Raw genomic sequence first — 20,868 nt, 5'->3', positions numbered from 1 at the left:
TGCTCACTCCTTCGTTTCCGTTGCGGCAGGAGCTTCAGCAGCTGCAGCTTCAGCTGGCTTTTCAGCCTGTGCTTCAGCAGCCTTCTGCTGGTTAGCAGGACGTGCGCCACGACGTGGACGACGATCGCCACCACGACGACCTTCACGCTTACCCTGCTGAGCCTGCTGCTCTTCGAACTCACGCTCGGTCATATCACCCTTGTAGATCCAGACCTTTACGCCGATACGGCCGTATGTGGTCTTAGCTTCAAAGAAGCCGTAATCAATCAAGGCACGAAGAGTCTGCAGTGGAACGCGACCCTCGCGATAGAACTCAGAGCGGCTCATTTCGGCGCCACCAAGGCGACCGGAGAGCTTGATACGGATACCCTTGGCACCTGCACGCATTGCATCTTGCTGTGCCTTACGCATAGCACGACGGAATGTAACACGGTTTGTCAACTGCTCCGCAATTCCCTGAGCAACCAACTGAGCGTCAAGTGCAGCATTCTTCACTTCGAAGATGTTGAGCTGTACTTGCTTGCCTGTGAGCTTCTCGAGCTTTGCGCGAACGCGCTCAGCTTCAGCGCCACGACGACCGATGATAATACCCGGACGAGCAGTGTGAATATCTACACGAACGCGATCACGAGTGCGCTCGATAACGATACGAGATACGCCAGCACGCTCGAGGTCATGGCTCATTTCCTTGCGAATCTTGTCATCCTCAAGGACGAAGTCACGATAACGCTCGCCAGCTTTGTTGGAGTCAGAGAACCACTTAGAGCGATGATTCTCGGTGATGCCCAGGCGATAGCCGAAAGGATTGATCTTCTGACCCATCTTTAGCGGGCTCCTTCCTTAAGCGAGACGATAACAGTGATATGGCTTGTGCGCTTGTTAATGCGCGCAGCGCGACCCTGTGCACGAGCACGGAAACGCTTAAGCGTTACACCCTCGTCCACATAGGTTTCCTTGATGACCAAGTCCTGCTCACGGAATGGTTCACCGGCTTTTTCAGCCTTAACGCGAGCGTTAGCGATCGCGCTTTCAAGAACCTTGCGCACCGGCAATGATGCGTCCTGAGGAGCAAACTTCAAAATGGTAATAGCTTCGCTTGCACGCTTGCCTCGGATGAGGTCGACCATGCGGCGAGCCTTGCGCGGCGTCACGCGAACGTGACGAGCGATTGCTTTAGCTTCCATGTGTCCTAACTCTCCTTTAGCGGCGTGCCTTTTTGTCGTCCTTCACGTGACCCTTAAAGGTCTTGGTCGGGGCGAACTCACCGAGCTTATGACCAACCATGGCTTCGGTAACGAATACCGGCACATGCTTGCGGCCATCATGTACGGCAAAGGTGTGTCCAATGAAATCAGGAGTGATCATCGAACGACGCGACCAAGTCTTAATGACATTGTGCGTACCCTTGTCGTTTTGCTCGTCGACTTTCTTCTGCAAGTGGGCGTCGACGAAAGGGCCCTTCTTGATGCTACGAGTCATCTATTCGACACTCCCTTACTTGCGGTTCTTACCATTCGGGCGACGACGAACAATCATCTTGTTCGAAGCCTTCTTTGGACGACGTGTACGAACCTCGCCCTTGCCCCATGGAGAAACTGGTGGCTTACCACCACGGGTGCGACCACCATGTGGATGGTCCACAGGGTTCATGGATTCGCCTCGGGTGATTGGTCTACGACCAAGCCAACGTGCGCGACCTGCCTTACCAAGCTCGATATTGGCGTGATCGGAGTTACCTACTTCGCCAACAGTAGCGCGGCAACGAGCGTCCACGTTACGAATTTCGCCAGACGGCATACGCAACTGCGCATAAGCACCATCCTTAGCGACGAGCTGAACAGCGGCACCAGCGGAACGAGCAATCTTCGCACCACCAAGTGGACGAAGTTCAATTGCGTGAACCACGGTACCGGTTGGGATATTCTTCAGAGGCAGGTTGTTGCCTGGCTTAATATCAGCCTGAGCGCCGGTCTCAATAACATCACCCTGGGCAACGCCTTCAGGAGCGATAATGTAACGCTTCTCACCGTCTGCGTAATGCAACAAAGCGATGCGAGCGGAACGATTAGGGTCATACTCAATATGAGCGACCTTTGCTGGCACGCCATCCTTGTCCCAACGCTTGAAGTCGATGAGACGATACTGACGCTTGTGACCGCCGCCGCGATGGCGAGAAGTCATGCGGCCGTAAGAGTTACGACCACCAGTCTTGCTGAGTTTGCGTACCAGCGACTTTTCAGGCGTAGAACGCGTGATCTCGGCAAAATCCGAAACCGAAGCGTTACGACGGCCTGCAGTCGTCGGCTTATAAACGCGGATAGCCATAATATAGTATTCCTTTACTTTTCTCGGCTAGCCTTCAGTTACCAAAGATGTCAATCGTTTGACCTTCAGCCACGGTGACAATAGCACGCTTCTGGTTCACACGACGGCCGAAACCGGTGCGAGAGCGCTTCAACTTGCCAGCGCGGTTCAAAGTGTTAACGTTTGTCACCTTGACCTTGAAGATTTCTTCGATAGCCTGCTTGATCTGAACCTTGTTAGCATCTGGAGCCACTACGAAAGTGTACTGACCACGATCAGAAGCTGCGTAACTTTTTTCAGAAACAACTGGCTTAAGAATTACGTCATGTGCTGGGTTATGGACTGCGACCATTTAAATCAGGCCTCCTTAACGACAGGCTCGGTCTTAGCAGCAACGAAGGCTTCGAAGCCTTCCTTGGAGAAGACGACGTACTGAGCTGTAACAACATCGTAAGTGTTGAGCTGATCAGCGAAGATCACGTGAACAGTTGGAATGTTGCGTACAGACATCCACTCATTGATGTTCTCACGAGAAAGAACAACAGTAGTGAATTGGTTATTGGTCACAGGAGTAAGTGCTGCAACAGCTGTCTTGGTGGATGGAACATCCTTAATACCAAAGTCAACTACAGCAATACGTCCAGCATTTGCACGATCCGAAAGAACGTAGCGAAGAGCAGCTGCCTTCATCTTCTTCGGGGTGCGCTGATCGTACTTACGAGGAACTGGACCGTGAACAACGCCACCATGTACCCACTGAGGAGCACGAATGGAACCCTGGCGAGCACGACCGGTGCCCTTCTGCTTCCATGGCTTCTTACCGCCGCCGGAAACATTAGCACGATTCTTCACAGCATGGGTGCCCTGACGAGCAGCAGCAAGCTGAGCGATTACGACCTGATGAACCAGTGGACCGTGAGCTAAAACGTCTTCGTTGGAGATGCCGAAAATTTCAGCAGGAGCTTCAACGGTTCCGCTTGCATTGCCCTTAGTATCAGTGACGTTCAGAGTTACGTTTGCCATAATTATCAGGCTCCCTTCACTGCCGAACGGACGAGAACGATTGCGCCCTTAGGACCTGGAACAGCGCCCTTAATAGCGAGAATGCCGTTCTCGACATCCGAAGAAACGATTGTGAGGTTAAGCGCGGTGGAAGTCACATGACCCATGCGACCAGCCATACGCTTGCCCTTCAAAATGCGGCTTGGAGTTGCGCAAGCGCCCACAGAACCTGGGCGACGTTCGTTCTTGTGCGAGCCGTGAGTACGGCGATAGGACTTGAAGCCCCAACGCTTGATAGTGCCAGCAAAGCCCTTACCCTTGGTAGTGCCAGTGACATCTACTTCAGAACCCTCAGCGAACAATTCAGCAGTCAATTCCTGACCTGGCTGATAATCTGCTGCGTTCTCGGTGCGCACCTCAGCGAGGTGACGACGAGGAGTTACACCAGCCTTTGCAAAATGACCAGCCAATGGCTTAGTCACCTTGGTAGGATCAATCTGGCCATAACCGAGCTGTACTGCGCAATAACCGTCAGACTCTACAGTCTTTACAGCGGTAACTACGTTAGTAGCAACTTCAACCAGAGTTACGGGGACGAAGAAGCCGTTTTCATCCCAAACCTGCGACATACCCAGCTTGCGGCCGAGCAATGCAGTGCGATTCTTATTCTGCGACATTACTTTCTCCCCCTTCCTACAGCTTGATCTCGATGTTTACATCCGCAGGCAGGTCAATGTGCATCAAAGAATCCACAGCCTTTGGCGTTGGATCTACGATGTCAATGAGGCGCTTATGAGTGCGCATCTCGAAATGCTCGCGAGAATCCTTGTATTTATGAGGAGAACGGATAACAACAAACACGTTCTTCTCGGTCGGCAGAGGAACCGGACCCACTACTGTGGCGCCCGCGTTCGTCACCGTCTCGACGATTTTCTTCGCCGATTGGTCGATGACCTCATGGTCATAGGACTTAAGCCTGATGCGGATTTTCTGTCCCGCCATTGCCGTCCGCCCTTTCTAGCGATTCGTTTACTGTTTACCAACCTGAATTCAAGGGCACCGGCGAGAATAAACCCCTAGGGTAATTCCACATCAGTGCGCGGCATCAAAAACCTATTCATACAAAAAGATTTCGATTCAAAGTTTTTGCTTCCGCGCTCGCTTTTTTTAATTACAATATGCGAGCCTTAAAACAGGCAACTAAGTAATTAAACCATCAACCTTCGATTATTAAAAACCGGGCGTGTCGGCTATTTTCCAACAAAAAATGGCAGAAACTACAATTAGTTGAGCTTCTGCCATTATTAACTAAATACGCAAATAATTACGCCGCTTCACGCTCCAAACGCATACGATGGCCTTCTTCTTGAGAAACACCATAATATGCAGCAATAGCAATATCCTTCATATCCTCAATTTGCGGAATACGAGGATTTGCAGGCGCACACTGATCTTCGTAAGCACGCATGCCAATATTGTCAAGTATCGACCAGTAGTACGCTTCGTCTACGCCACAAGCCTTAAACGAAGCGTCCATTCCAAGCTTTTCATTTCGATACTCTTCAACAGCACGAGCAAGATTTTCAACGCCTTCTTCAGGGGTTTTACCAGGATCTACACCGAGATTCTTAGCGATCTCCTGATATCTCTCAAGAGCAATATAGCGGTTGTACTTTGGCCAGCTAGTTGGCTCTTGCGGAATTTGACCGTTATAGCGAATAACGTAAGGCAGCAAAATTGCGTTTGTATGACCGTGTACAACGTGGCACAAAGCACCAATAGTATGAGCCATAGCGTGGCACATTCCTAAGAATGCAGAACCAAACGCCATTCCAGCCATAGTAGCTGCATTATGCATTTTTTCTTGCGCTTCAACCTTGCGCTGAGAATCTTCGCAATTCACAGAATCGTTGAGATTTTCCCAAATAAGTTTCGAAGCATGCAAAGCCATAGCATCCGTAAAATCATTTGCGTAAACAGAAACATAAGCTTCCATAGCATGAGTTAAGGCATCAAAACCAGAATCACATGCCAATCGACGCGGCTGCGTACGAGCCAAAACAGGATCGACTATTGCGACCGTTGGAGTCAAAGCGTAGTCCGTAATAGGATACTTGTATCCAGTCTTGTGATCTGTAATAACAGCGTAAGGCGTAACTTCAGAACCAGTTCCGGAAGAAGTTGGTATGCAAACAAGCTTAGCTTTGCTGCCAAGAGGCGGAATCTTAAATGCGCGCTTACGAATATCGAAGAACTTTTCTCGCAAATCAGCGAAAGAAATCTCCGGATGCTCATACATAAGCCACATAATCTTAGAAGCATCCATTGGCGAACCACCACCAACAGCAATAATTGTGTCTGGCTGGAATTCGTCACGCATCATTGCAGCCCCTCGCTCAACTGTTTCAACGCTTGGCTCAGGCTCAACGTAATCAATAATACGGAAGCTAACGCGATTATCTCGAGCACGAAGCTGATCAACAATCTTATCGACTACGCCAAGTTGCTCCATAACCTTATCGCACACAATAACTGCGCGCTCAACGCCGTACATATCCCTCAAATAACGAATAGCATTCGGCTCAAAATAAGTTTTAGCCGGAATCTTGAACCATTGCATATTATTATTCCTTCGTGCAATACGCTTAATATTAAGAAGATTTATAGCTTGTACGTTGCCGGAAACGGAATTTCCACCATAAGATCCGCATCCAAGAGTAAGTGAAGGAGCAATCGCGTTGTAAATGTCTCCAACACCACCAAGAGATCCAGGAGAATTCCAAACAATTCTGCAAGCATGCATGCGGACACCATATTCGCGCACAAGATCTTGATTATTTGTGTGAATTACAGCAGTGTGACCAGCTCCATGTACAAGCATCTGCTCGCACATCTTGAAGCCTTGTTCCTTATTTTCTGCACGAAGCATTGCGTGTACAGGAGCTAGCTTTTCCATAGTAAGCGGCTCCATTTCGCCAACTTCTTTGCACTCTGCAACCAAAATCACAGCATCTTCTGGAATTTCAAATCCAGCTTCGTGTGCAATATATTGCGGAGACTTACCAGGAACAACGGAATTAAGTTTTGGTGTATTTCCAGAATATGCAGTGCATCCAAACATATATTGTTCAAGCTTAGCTTTTTCGTCAGCATTAACAAAATATGCTTTCCTGCGCTTCAATTCGCGAAGTAATGGCTCATACACATCCTTATGCGCAATAATTGCTTGCTCTGTTGCACAAATCATTCCGTAATCAAAATGCTTTGAAAGAATCAAATCGTTTGCAGCGCGCACAATATCAACGTCACTATCGACATATGCAGGAGCATTTCCTGCACCCACACCAAGAGCAGGTTTTCCTGAAGAATACGCTGCCTTAACCATTCCAGGACCGCCTGTTGCAAGAATAGTTGCGATCTTTGGATGTTTCATCAATGCACCGGTAGCTTCAATTGAAGGATGCTCAATCCACTGAATGCAATCTTTTGGCGCACCAGCAGCCACAGCAGCATCGCGAACAATTCGAGCTGCTTCAGAAGAGCACTTTTGCGCAAAAGGATGGAATCCAAAAATAATTGGACAACGAGTCTTAAGTGCAATAAGCGACTTAAAAATAGCTGTAGAAGTTGGGTTAGTAACTGGAGTTACGCCTGCAACAATACCAACCGGTTCAGCTATTTCGTCAATTCCGAGAACATCGTCCTCGCGAATAATACCAACTGTTTTTTGACCTGCTAGATAATGCGTAATATGTTCGCATGCAAAGATATTTTTTGTAGCTTTGTCTTCTACTAAGCCACGGCCTGTTTCATCGACAGCCATCTTTGCAAGAACCAAATGTTTATTCAACGCTGCCACTGAAGCTTTAGCAACAATATGATCGATTTGCTGCTGATTAAGCTTCTCAAACTCATTCAAAGCGACAGTTGCTTTTTCAACAAGTTGATCAACTTCATTTTGAGCAGCTAACGCAACGTCATCAGCACTAGCAGTTTTGCCAGTCTCGGCTTGGTGTTGTGCCTCAACCATGAGTATCCTCCTCGATAGTTCCACCAGCGGTACCAATAGACTTATGAGCAGACTAATTTAGTATTCACCGCTAAATATGTGATACAAGTCACAATTTAGCCTCTTTGCTGTACTTTCGCATCTTTGGAGCGAGTTGCGCTATTTATGAGCGAGCTTTATCCTCTATTGTTCGTTATTTGTTCTTATTTGTAATAATTTATGTTCGATTAATAGATAAATTTTTCTAGAATGTCAATTTTAACGGCTAGTTGCACACTATTTATAACATTTACTCAACAAATTTAATTTAATTTAATAAATAATAAAAAATACAAAAAATGGCTCCCAGCAAAACCAGGAGCCATTTGCAAATATAAATTCGCGAAACTTAACGCTTCGAGAACTGAGGTGCACGACGTGCCTTGTGCAAACCAGCCTTCTTGCGTTCCACAACGCGAGCGTCGCGGGTCAAGAAGCCAGCCTTCTTCAAAGCAACACGGTTTGCATCGCGATCGATAGCATTCAATGCACGAGCAACACCCAAACGAATAGCACCAGCTTGACCAGTGGTACCACCACCGTCAACGAGGACTACAACATCAAACTTGCCTTCAAGCTTGAGCAACACGATTGGTGAATTCACTTCGCGCTGCAACAAACGAGATGGGAAGTACTCCTCCAAAGTGCGACCATTGATAGTCCACTTGCCGGAGCCAGGAACCAAGCGCACGCGAGCAACAGCTTCCTTACGACGACCAGTGCCATAGCCTGGCTCGATGGCGGAAGTACCAGTGCCTGCACCAGCATTGGTTTCAGTGGTGTAGCTAGTCAGTTCTTCTTCGTTCTCAAGAACCGCGGAGTTGTTATTTTCTGCCATATCTATTCTCCTTGATCTCACTTAGCCTGCTGAGAGACCTGAGCGATCTCGAAGACCTGTGGCTTCTGCGAAGTGTGCGGATGCTCAGCGCCGGTGAACACACGAAGACGGTCAAGCTGCACCTTAGCAAGACGATTCTTTGGAAGCATGCCCTTAACGGCAGTCATGATAATACGCTTTGGATTCCTCTCCAAAAGCTCTGCATAGCTATCACGACGAAGGCCGCCTGGACGACCAGAGTGGGAATACAGTTCCTTGCTCAACTTATTGCCAGTCAAAGCAATCTTTTCAGCGTTAATAATAATAACGTGATTGCCAGAATCAGCATGAGGAGCAAACGTTGGCTTATTCTTACCACGCAGCAAGATTGCTACCTGAGAGGCCAAACGACCAAGTACCACGTCAGTGGCATCGATGATGTACCAGTCATGAGTTAAATCTGCTGGTTTCGGTGTGAAAGTCTTCACAATCGTACCTTTTCTCTATTGTGTTTCGAGCGTATATTTTCTTGGTTTATAGAAAATATTTTACTCATAATCCGTGGGCTCCCTGAAAGTCCTCGATGGCGAGTGGGAAAAGCGCTTTGAAGGACCCCTTAGGGAAACACAACAATCTGCAAGTATATCGCCAAGTGGCGACTACTTGCAAATGTATATTTTATATAAGGCTGCGACGAATTACAAAACGAATTACAAAACGAATCGCAAAACGAATCGCAAAACGAATCGCAAAACGTCACGCGTTCATAATTGCTGAAAGCGACCGCACTCTAGGCAAATCAAACATATTGTCCAAAGACACAGGATTGCCTTCACCATCAGCTAACGGAATACGCCAATTTGGATACTCGTCATTCGTTCCAGGCTGATTTTGCGTACGATACTCTCCAACTGCATCAACCAAAGAAGCAGCAAGCAAACGCGAAGGAGCATCCTTCAAAGCGCGATACAATGCCTCAATAATCTCCTGAGTATGAGCATCCTCATCTTCAAGCAACTGAGCATCCAAATAACCACCTTTGACCAACATTCGCATCATAGCGCGATGCTCTGCCTCAGCGCCAGCGCGGAATTCTTCAACAGAACCAGTAAGCAAGTGCAAACGCTCACGAATATTAACCTGTTCATAGCGCAAATAGCCGGCAGCAGGAGGCAAATCATGCGTATTTACAGATGCAAGCGTCATTTCGCGCCACTTGTCTGGAGTGCGGAATTCGCCGTCACGCTCTTCGAACCATTCAACCGTGCAACCAAGCACAGCCTTCTTGCGCAACACTTCCAAAGCATTTGCAGGCAAAACACCCAAATCTTCGCCAACAACTACACCGTGAGCGCGAGCGGCTTCAATTGCCAAAATGCCAAGCATAATATCAGCATCGTAGTAAACATAAGCACCGCCACTTGGAGCTGAACCTTCTGGAATCCACCATAAGCGGAAAAGTCCAAGAATATGGTCGATGCGAACAGCGCCTGCTGAAGCAAACATTCCATGAACCATATCTCGGTATGTTTTAAAACCAGTACGCTCAAGCTCAAATGGATGCAAAGGTGGCTGAGACCAATCTTGACCTTGCTGATTGAAGTAATCAGGCGGAGCACCAACAGTAGCTCCGTTAGCAAATCGCTCTGGATTCCACCAAACTTCAGATCCTGCAGGATGCACGCCAACAGCCATATCAGACATAATGCCGATTTTCATACCAGCGTTACGAGCAGCAACTTGAGCATCATGCAATTGCGTAAAAGCAACCCACTCAAGCCAACGATAAAACTCAAGAGTATCTGGGAAACGATTAGCTAATTCGCGAACTTGATCAGAATCCTTAGTAAGAGTCCTCTCCCAGCAATCGTCACCCTTTGGAGCACCCCACTTGTCATAGCACAAGCACCAAGTAGCATAAGATTCAAGCCTGTCACCCATCTCCTGCTTAAACTCATTAAAAACGCGAGCGCGAGTTTCAGACATACCAGCCTTGAAAATCAGCCACAATGCACGCATTTTTACACGCCACATGGAATCACGGTCTATTATTTGCGCGTCATTGTTAAGCGGCTCAACCTGTCCATGAAGCTTTTCAATTTCTTTGCGAGTTTTATCGTTTAACGTTTCGTACTCAGGAATACTTTCTGGGCGAATATACGTTACATTTACCATTCCTCGAGCAACCGGCAGGTATGGAGATGGAGTAAGCGGAGTTATAGGCTCACCTGCATGCATTGGGTTTATTAGCACAAAGTCAGCACCAGTTTTTTGCTTAGCTTCAGTAAGAAGAGTCGCCAAATCAGCAAAATCACCAACGCCCCAAGACTTTGAAGAACGGATTGAGTAAAGTTGTGCCATCCATCCCCAAAGCTGTTCTCCATTTGGTTCCAAGGAATTAAGCGTATCAATGCTTTCTGGAGCACTAATAAGTGTTGCCTCTTCTTGACGCTCACCAACCGTCACACGCAATGTGTGATAACCCATTGGCACATCTTCAGGAATTTTTATAAGAGATGTTGCAACAAATTTTCCATTTACAGGGTATGCAACATCATTTTCGTTAGGAACAATAGTTAAATCGCCTTTATATTGTTCACCATTTTCCAATGTCAATGTTGCAACTGGGTATTCTAATATTCCCGTATTAACTGTAACTTCATCACATTTGCCAACAGTGTGCAAAATAGTTGGCGCAATAATGCGTCCATGTCGATACGCTAAAACGTCGTTTGTAGATTTTTCTATTGCCTCATTGGTCGAAGCGTCCACGCCTAATGCGCCTAAAACCGAAACTAATACGTTATCTTGAATCTCGTGTTTTTGATTATCTGAACCAATAAAACTCACGCCAACGCCCATTAATTCAGCAAGACGGTGTAATGGCTTCATTGCTACTTCTTCATCTGTTGTATTATCCATACGCTCCATTATTCGCGTTAGCAACGACTGCGCGCCGCTGATGATACATCTTCAGATTTATCGTTACATAATTCTTGCAGCACATTTTGTGGAACACCAGGATTTAACGCAACAGCTCTTCGTACCATGGAAGCTAATACAGTTGGAGCGTTTTCTTCTGCACTAACACCAAGGGAGGCCAAATATTTCAATGTTTCAGCACTTATGCCATCCGATTGCGCACCCTCTAAACGCATTTTCCAAGAAGCTTTTGGATTGCATAATGCAGCATTTCGAACTGCATTACATGAATCTTTAGTAAGTCTTCCAACTAACCAATTTTTAGCATTTTTATTTTCAGCAACAGCCAAACGCACTTTATCAGCAGAATCTTCAGAAAGTTTCACTAATATGTTTGGAAAAGGCATTTCTGTAGCTAAATAAATACGGTCTTCTTCTGGAGTATTGATATTACCTGCAACTGCTTCAAGCAAGGAAGTGGCTCTAGAAAATGCCGCTTGATCTGATCGATCCGGTAATTCTCTCCTAGCAAATTCATGAAGCTCAGCTGAATCTTCGCTATGTCGTAAATGCTCATATACAGCAGTTAAAGGTTCATAAGATGAATCGTCAGTAGTGTTTGTTTTTTCATTAGTCTTTTCCATGAAATCACCTTTAACGCTTAGTATCTATCAGCTTATTACTTAGAGTACCATCTGCTTCCGGCACAACGCTTCCAGAAAAAGCATTCTGAACCATATCAAGAAATTCTTGTGATTTTAAAGTTGGAATAGCAATATTAAGAGAAATTTCAGCACCATAAATTTCGTTGTCAATTATGCCTTCCATTTGCCTTACAATATGCTGCAACATTCGCAATTGTTGATATTGCAACTTGCAAGTAAAACGAGTGCACGTAATAATATCAACTATTTGCGCAGATTCTACTGCCATACTTGCTGCACGCGCATAAGCTCTGGTTAGACCACCAGCTCCAAGCAAAATACCGCCAAAATATCGCGTTACTGTTACTACACAATCTGTTAAATTTGACGATCTAAGTACATCTAATATTGGTTTTCCTGCTGTCCCAGTTGGCTCACCATCGTCACTCATGCGCTCACGCAATTGAGCTTTCGATGAGCCACAAATTGCAGCATAAGCAACATGACGAGCTTTAGGATTCTTAAAACGCACTGATTGCATAAATTCCACAGCATCGTCAAGATTGTCAATATGACAAATACATCCAATAAACTCTGATTTTTTCTCTACGAAAGAAGCCTCGAAAGGCTGCGATTGCAATTGACGAACAGTGTGCAGAATATTATGCGAATTAATCACTAGATACTACCAATACTACGCTTTTTCGTAACGCAATAACCTGTCAATGATACCAGAAATATCTTCCATTGCTGCATCGGCACCTCCTTCGGTACCAATTTTTACAGATTCATGTATTTCTTTATTGACATGTTCCCTTGCCACTATCACTGCTAAAGAATGTAAAGCAGCAGTTGCAGCGGAAAGCTGCATAAGAACATCTTGACACTTCGCATCGTTTTCAATCATAGTATTGACTGCTGCAAGCTGACCTTGTACTCGATGCATGCGTACTATCAGTTTTTCTTTATCAATATCATAACTTTTCATCGTTACTCCGATTTATCAATTACATAACCACACAAAGGTTATAACATCATATACAAATTAATACAATAAATCGTTGTATCTATATTATGCATCATCGTATTATTTATTGCAAAATGACGCGTTAATCTACTTCAAAAAGATCTCAATAGACTAACGCGTCAAATATTCTATATCAAAACATATTATTGCACTAATCTACGCCTCATTGGAGGAATTTCGCTATGCCGTGCCCCAGTAGACATTCTCCCATGTTTAGGAACTATAGCTGAAAAACGACCTAACGATAAACCTGAAGCAAAGGTTAACATAATAACAGCAAGAAGTATCACAGTTACCGAAGAAGCGCCAGTAACAGCAAGCGATGTTGGAATTGTATTACTTTGATTAGCATAATTCTTACTAGCATTTTCGTTGCTATTCGTACCGACATGTTGATTGGAAGTATGATCGTTCCCATCATTTTTTGAATCAGTTAAATCATCACTGTTAACCGTTTCATCACTACCAGTTTTACTATGATTTTCTTCTACTTTTTCTTTGCTTTCTTTACCATTCTCCTTATTTTCATTACTATTTTTTTCATCAGTTTCATTACTCAAAGTTTCTTCATTTTTCTCATCATTTGCATCATGCTCATCATTTCCATCATTCTTATCATTCTTAGAACGATCCTCGCCGCCGGAAACTTGCACAGTCTCTCCTTCTACACCCAATACATGAGTTGCTAAAGGATTACCCTGAGCATCGTAAACTTCAGCTTTCCAATAAATAGTTCCTTCATGATCTAATGTAATATCTGCAGAACTTACAGAAATAGAAGACTTCTTACTTTCTTCAGCCTGCTTATCTGTAATATTTACGCGAGATTGAGGCATTTTTTTCTCAATTTCAACAGATATTGCAGTTTCCTTAGTTTCTTTAGTTTCTTTAGCTTCCTTAGTTTCCTTAGTTTCAGAATTACTGTTTTTTGTACCGCTATTTTTAGTTTCACTATTCTTAGCGTCGCCATTCTTAGCATCGTTACATTTAGCTCCGTCACAATCGCTCTTATTTTCCTTACCATCTTCATACTCGTATGCACTAAACACTACGTAACTGCCTTTTGGCAACGTGCCAGTAATACGAGCATTATCGTGGAACTTTTCACCAGCCTTAACCTTTTCATCGCTTACTCTAGTTGTAACAGATACAGGAGTAGTTAAAACATTCGGTTCAACTAAGGCACGACTCCACAATCCGTTATACGCAGATTTATGAGCTAAAGCGCGCGAAGAACCAGGAAAATCATAAACAAACACATACCATCCTGACTCACTATTTTTGTTAGCGCGAATATGCACATTATCTTTCAAAACTTTCGGATCCGAAGAAGATTTATTGACTCCAGCAATAGGGCGCATTGTAATGCTTCCATTACCAACCTTATAAACTCCATTTACTGCTGGAACCTCCCAATTACCAATTAAATGATGATGCGCATCTTCTTTTGGCTCTTGCTCGGCTGCTTCACCTTTAGATCCCGGCATATATTTTTCATTATCTTTTTTAGTGCTTTTTTCACTGCCTTCTCCAGCCCACCAAACGCGAATGTGTGCCTTCTTGTCGGCATTAAAACCATATGTTTCATTACCTTTAAACGATCCATATGTTTCCGGAAGACCTCTTACAGTGATTTCACTAACAATTTCTGTGCCAATACCAACAATTTTCTGCTTTGTAACAACATCAGAACTTATAGTTGCTTGGTATACAGAAGTAGAATCTGCAGAACCAAATACTTTCACAACTTCATCATCTAATTTATCTGCATCTTCTTTTTTCTGCGCATCACGAGAAATAATCCAAACCCATGTGCCAAAAAGACCAGCTTCATTATCAGCGACTTTGTAATCTTCAGCTTCCTTCAAATCTGATGCACTAATATCGCCATTTGCGCGTTTAGCCTTAGCATTCACACTTTCGTTAGCTTTAGAAAAGTCAGCTTTTGCTGCAGCAACCTGTCGCAAATCTGGCAAAGCTCTAATACGTTTCAGGTATTGAACTGCAGATTCGCCATTGTTACGTTGCCTAATTTGCAAAATATCTTTAGCAGATCCAACGAAATAATATCCTTGGGCACGCAAAGTAACTCCATTTAACCAACTATCTTTTGCCAACACTCCACTGGTTACCGTGCTATCAACCTTCTCGCCCACATGCAGCTCATGTTTTGCAACTTTTGAAGTAAGAGTCGGCTGGAAACTGTCTTTTACTCCGAAAGCAAGTTTTTCACTATATTCAGCATCGTTTATGGAACGTATCTCGTCTTGATATTCAGGTGAATAATATCTTTCAGCTTTAGGAGCTAAAAATCCAATTTTAACGATGGCAGTACCATTCCTCTTAGAACTCCAAGGAATATTCACTACTTCATCTTTTGACTTTAATTCAACAGATTGTTTACCATCATTAAACTCAACTAAAGCATCTTCAGATTCAAGCCTAATAGGAACATCTTTAAGAGCATAGCCCTTGATATTTTTCACCCTTACATGCACAACTCCAGCATGCTTTCCTGAAGTATACTCTTGATTAACGTCTAAGTTCATAGGAGTATTATTTTCGGCTTCTTCCCACAATTTCTTAGATGTTTTTTTCAAATCCTCAGTAGAGATTTTTTCAAAACCATTATCTACAGCTCTTTTCCACTCATCTTTTTTAAGATCAAAATGATCGTGCATTGCGAAAGCTATAGATGTTTGAGTAAGCAAATCGTCATTATTACTAGAAGTTTTTATCATTTCTGCAGCAATGCGATAATCTTTGTCGAGTTCTTGCTTCCAATCACCTGATGAGCGACCAAAATCTACACTTGATTCAATACAATAAGATATATGTTTCTTGCCCCAATAACTTGGTGTAGGACCAAGCTTTGTGCGAAGAGTATGATCTTTAAGCCATTCTATTTTGTCTGAAACCTTATAAAATACACCAGGTTCATCATAATAACCTAAAGCTGACTGCGTGCAGAATATAGCAGGAATTACAAAAATAGAAGCAAAAAATGCTGACAGACTACGAATAGTTTTACGTTTCATACTAGCGCGCATATTGTTATCGCTACGAGCACTATTATGCTTCCCTCCATACTTTTTCATAAAAATCTCCTTTAGCCCAACCCTTTAAATATTATTTTGAACACTTTTAATAAGCATTCATGAGTCAACTATGAGCTTAAAGAAAGTATGAGTAAATATTTTTTTACTATTGTGGTTAAAAGCTTGAGTAAAATTACGGAGCTATTCACAAATCCACAATTTCTTCTTTTGATATATTATTTTTTATTTCTAAAGTGTAAAATAAGCGTATTTTAATTGCATACTGCACGTTTTCTATACGTAATTGATAAAACAAAAACAAAAACTCCGGACCGCGAAAAGCAATCCGGAGTAACCCGCGGAGTCAGAGAGATTCGAACTCTCGAGCCGCTTACACGACTAACACCTTAGCAGGGTGCCCCTATCGGCCACTCAGGCATGACTCCACTTGTTTACTGTACATAACAGCAACAGATTGACACTATAGCACCTCTTAAGGACTGTAAACAAGCTTGGCGACACACTTTAAGATAACATTAATATAACAATATCCAGTGCTACACAGGATTATGATCTCCAGAAAACGTTACGACTACAGCAAACATAACAAGAATTATTCCTGCAATATCAGTCAATGTTGGAATTTCACCAAATCCCATTCCAATAATAACCGCGATCGCAGGATACAACGCTTGCATAACAGAGTATTTTGCAGAAGTAACACGTTTCAATAAAACCTGATCAAGCAAAGTTGGGAAGAAAGAAGCGCATATTGCAATAACCAACATTAACGCAAGTAAAGCAAAAGAACCACCAGGGCGAGCAGCCCAAGTAGCTTCTGGTTTAGGCGAAATAACATGCTGCACTGCAGGAACAGCAAGAACAACAGACTGCAGCAGCCAACCAATAAGAGCTGCAACACTTACACGATCAATAGCGTGTGAACTTTTTGCCAACATGCGACCTGAAACAATATATAGACCCCACATTGAACCGCCAACAAGAATGGCGAATAACCCAATTAGAAAATGTGGGCTTACTGAACTATGTATAGAAGCACTAGCTAACAGCATAATGCCACAAACAGCAATCACAATTCCCACACGCTCTCGCCATTCATGACCTGTAATAACAGCTACAAGCAAGGGGCCTATGAATTCTATGGTTACCGCAACGCCAACAGCCATGCAACTAATAGCAACATAGAACATAGTGTTCATAGCAACTAACGACACGCCAACAGCTGCAACAATCCCCCATTCTCGTAGCGTTTTTGGTAAAAGACTACGTTTGCTGCGAGAAAATGGTCTTCTCCAAGCCAAAAGCAACAATGTCATAAATCCTACTCGATACCACACTGCATACAGAGGATCCAATTGGCTAAAAGCTACTTTTGCAACAGAAGTTGCTGTATACACCATTGAAGCCTCAATGACGATAATAAGCAGCACAGGCATGCGATGTAAAAGATTGACGACAAATTGCTTCATAGCAACAACCCTACATGAATATTGATCCGACATACGCTTTTCTACAAAAACATTAGTTTAATCCACAAATTTTTTCCATAAAATCGAACGTTTGTTCTATTATAAACTTATGAGTACAGCACCGAGAGTACAAGCAGCGAAACGTGATTGGGGGCACGACACCTCAGGTTGTAACATACTTCACGTCGACATGGATGCATTTTATGCTTCTTTAGAAGTTGCAAGACATCCGGAGCTTAAAGGAAAGCCGCTTATTATTGGCACAGGCAATCGTGCTGTTGTTTCTGCAGCAAGCTACGAAGCGCGCGCTTACGGCGTTAATTCCGCTATGCCCGTTGTTAAAGCTAGAAATCTTTGTCCACAAGGAGTTTTCTTGCCAGTTGACATTCCTTATTATTCAAGCGTTTCCAAAAGTATTTTTGAAAATATTTTTTTGCATATTACTAATCAAGTTGAAAAAGTTTCTGTTGACGAATGCTATATGAATGTTAAATCGGCTTTATTACAGTGGAAATCGCCTGTAAATATTGGAACTTGGGTACGAAAAGAAGTATTTGAAAAGTATCATATCACATGTTCAGTTGGTATTGCTAACAATAAACTTATTGCAAAAATGGCTTCCACTAATGCAAAACCTAATGGAATGCTTCTTATTCCGCAAAAATGCAATGAAGATTTTGTATCAATAATGCCATTGCGCGCAATACCAGGAATTGGCTCATCTTTAATACATAAGCTTGAGGATTGGGGCTTATCTACTGTTACGTCGCTTAAAAATGTTGACGAAGCAACGCTTACTCGCATAACAGGTTCGCAAATCTTAGCAAGAATGATATATCAATCAGTTAGGGGCATAGACGAGCGCACTGTGACTGCACATACCCCTGAAAAATCCATTGGAAGTGAGCGAACTCTTGATACAGATACCACGGACGAGAATGCTGTTAAACAATTACTACAGCAATGCTGCAGCGAAGTAACTCAACAGTTGCGAAACAGAAAACTTATGGCACGCACTATAACGTTAAAACTACGCTTTGGCGACTTGCATTATGTTACTAGATCTTCTACTTTGCAAAACGCAACTGATTCAACACACGAGTTTTACGAGCATGTCGTTGTTTTGCTTTCTAAAGCTAATCCAACTGTGCATAATTACATTCTTGGAGGCAATAATACAAAGCTTTTAAGCCCAGTTCGTTTAGCTGGTGTTACAGCGAATAATCTTGTGCCAACAAATAAGGTTTCACTTCAGCCTTCTCTAAACGATATTCTGGAGGAAAATACTCGCGAATCTAAAAATCCTACACAAAACAGCATGTCCGCAATGAATAAAAATACTAGATTGCGTCACGCAGAACACGCTTTAGATGCCGTTCGCAAAAAATACGGCAACAACGCAGCTCATATTGGATTATGAACTCGCGCCACATTAAACAATACTTTTTCAAATGATTAATTACTTGCTTTATCTGAACGCGGAGGCAAGGCTGCAACGCGAGCTTCATCCCATCCGGAAGCTCCAGCATCTGTAGCTCCTCCCAAATCTCCGAGCTTGTCGAAATAATCAACCGCAGCATCGCGATACCACTCCCAGCCTTCTGGCAAATCATCTTCATAAAAAATAGCTTCTACTGGGCAAGCCGGTTCGCAAGCTCCACAATCCACACACTCGTTCGGGTTAATATAAAGCGTTCGATCGCCTTCATAAATGCAGTCTACAGGGCATTCATCTACACACGCTTTATCTTTTACATCAACGCAAGGCTCTGCGATTACATATGGCATAACGCCCTCCTTTCTGCTTTTATGCAACTTTTCTATTATAGAACATTTTTGAAAAGTCTATGACACAAAAAGTCGGCATGCGAATATAATCGTATGCCGACTTCTTGCTAAATAAATAATTTATTAATTTTGATTATTTTGCGAGGCCGCAGCAGACGCCTCAGCTTGAACTTCTGCACGAGCCTGCTCCTCTGTTTCTCCTTCAGCTACCTTCGCTGCAGCAGCGGCATCTTGAGCAAACAAAGTTTCAACCGGAACACCGAGCTGCTTAGCTTTACGCAACTGCCTGCCAAGCAAAGAATTGCGGTAAGAGTAACCGAAGTACACCGCAAAACCAATTGCTAGCCACACTGCAAAACGAATCCACGTAAGCACAGACAAGTTAAGCATGAGCCAGAATGTAGAAAGTGCTGCAAACAGCGGAAGCCATGGATTGCCAGGAACGCTAAATGAACGGTGCAAATCTGGTCTGCGCATACGCATAATCGGCACGCCAGCAGAAACAAGCAGGAATGCAGAAAGCGTACCAATGTTCACCATATCGGAAAGAATACCAATATCGAGAGTGGAAGCAACGACTGCCACAACAATACCAGCAACGATCTGAAGTCTTGCAGGAATACCACGCTTGCTCACTTTAGAGAAGCTGCGTGGGAGCAGACCATCACGGCTAACAGCGAAGATAATGCGCGTAAGACCAAGCAAAAGCACCATCACAACGGTTGTCAAACCAATAACAATACCGAGGGAAATAATCTTTGCAGCCCAAGTAGCGCCCACAAGTTCGAAGCTTGTAGAAAGCGAAGGAGCGGCTTGCTTTGCCAAATCCTTATAGGAAACCATACCAGTTGTTACAACTGCGACGAGGATGTAAAGAACAGTAACAATAAACAATCCAAGACCAATGCCTCGTGGAATGTTCTTGTGCGGATCCTTAGTTTCTTCTGCTGTGGTTGCCACAACGTCAAAACCAATAAACGCGAAGAACACGAGGGCCGCGCCGGAAAGAATACCTGGAACGCCATAAACAGCTGGCTGCATGCCTGTTACCCACTGCCACAGAGGCTGTGCCATAACCCCAGAGACTTCTATTCCCTTTACACTTGCAGCGTCGGTTGCAGGTGGCACAAATGGCGTAAAGTTGGAAGCTTTAATGTAGAAGAAGCCCACAACAACCACGAACAGAACGATACCAATCTTCAAGATTGTTAAAGCGCCGTCGAAGCGTGCAGAAAGCTTAGTTCCAAGGACAAGCATAGTTGTAAAGAATGCAACGATTATAATTGGAGCAACATCAATAGTGAAACCACCTACGTTAAAACTGGTGGTCATATTCAAACCGAAAAGCTTCATTAAATCGTTAAGATAAACGCCCCAATACTTTGCAATTACTGAGCCAGCCATCAGCATTTCTAGGATCATATCCCAGCCAATAATCCAAGCAATAAGCTCACCAACTGTAGTATATGTAAACGTATAAGCAGATCCAGCAACTGGGATCATTGAAGCAAATTCTGCGTAGCACATTGCAGCAGAACCGCATACAATGCCTGCAATAATAAAGCTAATAATTACAGCAGGACCAGCATGGAATGCTGCAGCCTGAGCGCCGACAGAGAAAATACCGGCACCAACAGCGACAGCAACACCCATAACTGCCAAATCCCAAGCATTTAATGTACGTTTAAGATGGCGTTCACCATCCATAGTCTCAGCGATAGTCTGTTCAACAGACTTTTTTCTCCATATTTGCATAATAAACGCACTTTCGTTGAGGTATAGGTATAA

20 protein-coding genes and 1 tRNA gene are annotated in these 20,868 nt (G+C 43.8%); 1 reads left to right on the top strand and 20 read right to left on the bottom strand.

The window, feature by feature from the left end; translation table 11 throughout:
- Window positions 1-3: 3 nt before the first annotated feature.
- From rpsC to HXT50_RS05385, 18 genes are all read right to left on the bottom strand, one after another.
- Window positions 4-822 (bottom strand): 30S ribosomal protein S3, encoded by an 819-nt coding sequence (gene rpsC / locus HXT50_RS05470; RefSeq protein ID WP_004574090.1) that lies wholly within the window; start codon window positions 820-822, stop codon window positions 4-6.
- Between the two features lie 2 nt (window positions 823-824).
- Entirely contained in the window at window positions 825-1,184 is a 360-nt protein-coding gene (gene rplV / locus HXT50_RS05465) for a 50S ribosomal protein L22 (protein WP_004105510.1), read from the bottom strand.
- A 16-nt stretch (window positions 1,185-1,200) separates the two neighbouring features.
- Window positions 1,201-1,479, bottom strand: coding sequence for a 30S ribosomal protein S19 (gene rpsS / locus HXT50_RS05460; protein ID WP_004114357.1), 279 nt, complete (start codon window positions 1,477-1,479; stop codon window positions 1,201-1,203).
- A gap of 15 nt (window positions 1,480-1,494) precedes the next feature.
- The gene (gene rplB, locus HXT50_RS05455; protein ID WP_004574091.1) at window positions 1,495-2,325 is read right to left on the bottom strand and encodes a 50S ribosomal protein L2; all 831 of its coding nucleotides are present in this window, start codon (window positions 2,323-2,325) and stop codon (window positions 1,495-1,497) included.
- A gap of 34 nt (window positions 2,326-2,359) precedes the next feature.
- Window positions 2,360-2,656, bottom strand: coding sequence for a 50S ribosomal protein L23 (rplW, locus tag HXT50_RS05450; protein WP_004105515.1), 297 nt, complete (start codon window positions 2,654-2,656; stop codon window positions 2,360-2,362).
- 5 nt (window positions 2,657-2,661) lie between these two features.
- Window positions 2,662-3,327 carry a 50S ribosomal protein L4 gene (rplD, locus tag HXT50_RS05445; protein WP_004105517.1) on the bottom strand — a complete coding sequence of 222 codons (666 nt, stop codon included), beginning with the start codon at window positions 3,325-3,327 and terminating at the stop codon, window positions 2,662-2,664.
- A 5-nt stretch (window positions 3,328-3,332) separates the two neighbouring features.
- Complete coding sequence (gene rplC / locus HXT50_RS05440; protein WP_004105519.1) at window positions 3,333-3,983, bottom strand: 50S ribosomal protein L3; 651 nt, start codon at window positions 3,981-3,983, stop codon at window positions 3,333-3,335.
- A gap of 16 nt (window positions 3,984-3,999) precedes the next feature.
- Window positions 4,000-4,308 carry a 30S ribosomal protein S10 gene (gene rpsJ, locus HXT50_RS05435; protein ID WP_003808013.1) on the bottom strand — a complete coding sequence of 103 codons (309 nt, stop codon included), beginning with the start codon at window positions 4,306-4,308 and terminating at the stop codon, window positions 4,000-4,002.
- A gap of 322 nt (window positions 4,309-4,630) precedes the next feature.
- Entirely contained in the window at window positions 4,631-7,336 is a 2,706-nt protein-coding gene (gene adhE / locus HXT50_RS05430; RefSeq protein ID WP_421777104.1) for a bifunctional acetaldehyde-CoA/alcohol dehydrogenase, read from the bottom strand.
- A gap of 367 nt (window positions 7,337-7,703) precedes the next feature.
- Entirely contained in the window at window positions 7,704-8,192 is a 489-nt protein-coding gene (gene rpsI, locus HXT50_RS05425; protein ID WP_004105525.1) for a 30S ribosomal protein S9, read from the bottom strand.
- A gap of 17 nt (window positions 8,193-8,209) precedes the next feature.
- Window positions 8,210-8,659, bottom strand: a complete 450-nt coding sequence (gene rplM, locus HXT50_RS05420) for a 50S ribosomal protein L13 (RefSeq protein ID WP_004574093.1) — start codon at window positions 8,657-8,659, stop codon at window positions 8,210-8,212.
- 268 nt (window positions 8,660-8,927) lie between these two features.
- Entirely contained in the window at window positions 8,928-11,102 is a 2,175-nt protein-coding gene (gene malQ, locus HXT50_RS05415; protein WP_100209130.1) for a 4-alpha-glucanotransferase, read from the bottom strand.
- An 8-nt stretch (window positions 11,103-11,110) separates the two neighbouring features.
- Window positions 11,111-11,737 carry a hypothetical protein gene (locus HXT50_RS05410; RefSeq protein WP_004105530.1) on the bottom strand — a complete coding sequence of 209 codons (627 nt, stop codon included), beginning with the start codon at window positions 11,735-11,737 and terminating at the stop codon, window positions 11,111-11,113.
- A gap of 10 nt (window positions 11,738-11,747) precedes the next feature.
- Window positions 11,748-12,416 carry a YigZ family protein gene (locus tag HXT50_RS05405; protein ID WP_421777103.1) on the bottom strand — a complete coding sequence of 223 codons (669 nt, stop codon included), beginning with the start codon at window positions 12,414-12,416 and terminating at the stop codon, window positions 11,748-11,750.
- A gap of 15 nt (window positions 12,417-12,431) precedes the next feature.
- The gene (locus HXT50_RS05400) at window positions 12,432-12,725 is read right to left on the bottom strand and encodes a metal-sensitive transcriptional regulator (RefSeq protein WP_004574096.1); all 294 of its coding nucleotides are present in this window, start codon (window positions 12,723-12,725) and stop codon (window positions 12,432-12,434) included.
- Window positions 12,726-12,907: 182 nt separating this feature from the next.
- Complete coding sequence (locus HXT50_RS05395; RefSeq protein ID WP_421777102.1) at window positions 12,908-15,862, bottom strand: peptidase; 2,955 nt, start codon at window positions 15,860-15,862, stop codon at window positions 12,908-12,910.
- Window positions 15,863-16,161: 299 nt separating this feature from the next.
- A tRNA-Ser gene (locus HXT50_RS05390) sits at window positions 16,162-16,248 on the bottom strand.
- A 111-nt stretch (window positions 16,249-16,359) separates the two neighbouring features.
- Window positions 16,360-17,292: an EamA family transporter gene (locus tag HXT50_RS05385; protein ID WP_004105538.1), complete on the bottom strand. Its 933-nt coding sequence runs from the start codon at window positions 17,290-17,292 to the stop codon at window positions 16,360-16,362.
- A 109-nt stretch (window positions 17,293-17,401) separates the two neighbouring features.
- Between HXT50_RS05385 and dinB the strand changes: the two genes are divergently transcribed.
- A complete protein-coding gene (gene dinB / locus HXT50_RS05380; protein WP_064340705.1) occupies window positions 17,402-18,712 on the top strand; it encodes a DNA polymerase IV in 1,311 nt (436 codons plus the stop codon).
- A gap of 35 nt (window positions 18,713-18,747) precedes the next feature.
- On the opposite strand, the gene fdxA is transcribed toward dinB, so the two are convergent.
- Window positions 18,748-19,080 carry a ferredoxin gene (fdxA, locus tag HXT50_RS05375; protein WP_004105541.1) on the bottom strand — a complete coding sequence of 111 codons (333 nt, stop codon included), beginning with the start codon at window positions 19,078-19,080 and terminating at the stop codon, window positions 18,748-18,750.
- 123 nt (window positions 19,081-19,203) lie between these two features.
- Window positions 19,204-20,835: an APC family permease gene (locus HXT50_RS05370; protein ID WP_064340729.1), complete on the bottom strand. Its 1,632-nt coding sequence runs from the start codon at window positions 20,833-20,835 to the stop codon at window positions 19,204-19,206.
- Between the last annotated feature and the right edge of the window lie 33 nt (window positions 20,836-20,868).

It is taken from the genome of Gardnerella sp. KA00243 (assembly GCF_049244105.1).
In the GTDB taxonomy this organism is placed as follows: domain Bacteria; phylum Actinomycetota; class Actinomycetes; order Actinomycetales; family Bifidobacteriaceae; genus Bifidobacterium; species Bifidobacterium leopoldii.
The sequence above is the reverse complement of the archived record's forward strand: the minus strand, read 5'-3'. Positions and strand labels throughout refer to the sequence as shown.

Excerpts from the sequence above, each read along its gene's own strand:
- rpsC (WP_004574090.1), bottom strand. The coding sequence starts at position 822 with ATGGGTCAGAAGATCAATCCTTTCGGCTATCGCCTGGGCATCACCGAG.
- rplV (WP_004105510.1), bottom strand. The coding sequence starts at position 1,184 with ATGGAAGCTAAAGCAATCGCTCGTCACGTTCGCGTGACGCCGCGCAAG.
- rpsS (WP_004114357.1), bottom strand. The coding sequence starts at position 1,479 with ATGACTCGTAGCATCAAGAAGGGCCCTTTCGTCGACGCCCACTTGCAG.
- rplB (WP_004574091.1), bottom strand. The coding sequence starts at position 2,325 with ATGGCTATCCGCGTTTATAAGCCGACGACTGCAGGCCGTCGTAACGCT.
- rplW (WP_004105515.1), bottom strand. The coding sequence starts at position 2,656 with ATGGTCGCAGTCCATAACCCAGCACATGACGTAATTCTTAAGCCAGTT.
- rplD (WP_004105517.1), bottom strand. The coding sequence starts at position 3,327 with ATGGCAAACGTAACTCTGAACGTCACTGATACTAAGGGCAATGCAAGC.
- rplC (WP_004105519.1), bottom strand. The coding sequence starts at position 3,983 with ATGTCGCAGAATAAGAATCGCACTGCATTGCTCGGCCGCAAGCTGGGT.
- rpsJ (WP_003808013.1), bottom strand. The coding sequence starts at position 4,308 with ATGGCGGGACAGAAAATCCGCATCAGGCTTAAGTCCTATGACCATGAG.
- adhE (WP_421777104.1), bottom strand. The coding sequence starts at position 7,336 with ATGGTTGAGGCACAACACCAAGCCGAGACTGGCAAAACTGCTAGTGCT.
- rpsI (WP_004105525.1), bottom strand. The coding sequence starts at position 8,192 with ATGGCAGAAAATAACAACTCCGCGGTTCTTGAGAACGAAGAAGAACTG.
- malQ (WP_100209130.1), bottom strand. The coding sequence starts at position 11,102 with ATGGAGCGTATGGATAATACAACAGATGAAGAAGTAGCAATGAAGCCA.
- HXT50_RS05410 (WP_004105530.1), bottom strand. The coding sequence starts at position 11,737 with ATGGAAAAGACTAATGAAAAAACAAACACTACTGACGATTCATCTTAT.
- HXT50_RS05400 (WP_004574096.1), bottom strand. The coding sequence starts at position 12,725 with ATGAAAAGTTATGATATTGATAAAGAAAAACTGATAGTACGCATGCAT.
- HXT50_RS05395 (WP_421777102.1), bottom strand. The coding sequence starts at position 15,862 with ATGAAAAAGTATGGAGGGAAGCATAATAGTGCTCGTAGCGATAACAAT.
- HXT50_RS05385 (WP_004105538.1), bottom strand. The coding sequence starts at position 17,292 with ATGAAGCAATTTGTCGTCAATCTTTTACATCGCATGCCTGTGCTGCTT.
- dinB (WP_064340705.1), top strand. The coding sequence starts at position 17,402 with ATGAGTACAGCACCGAGAGTACAAGCAGCGAAACGTGATTGGGGGCAC.
- fdxA (WP_004105541.1), bottom strand. The coding sequence starts at position 19,080 with ATGCCATATGTAATCGCAGAGCCTTGCGTTGATGTAAAAGATAAAGCG.
- HXT50_RS05370 (WP_064340729.1), bottom strand. The coding sequence starts at position 20,835 with ATGCAAATATGGAGAAAAAAGTCTGTTGAACAGACTATCGCTGAGACT.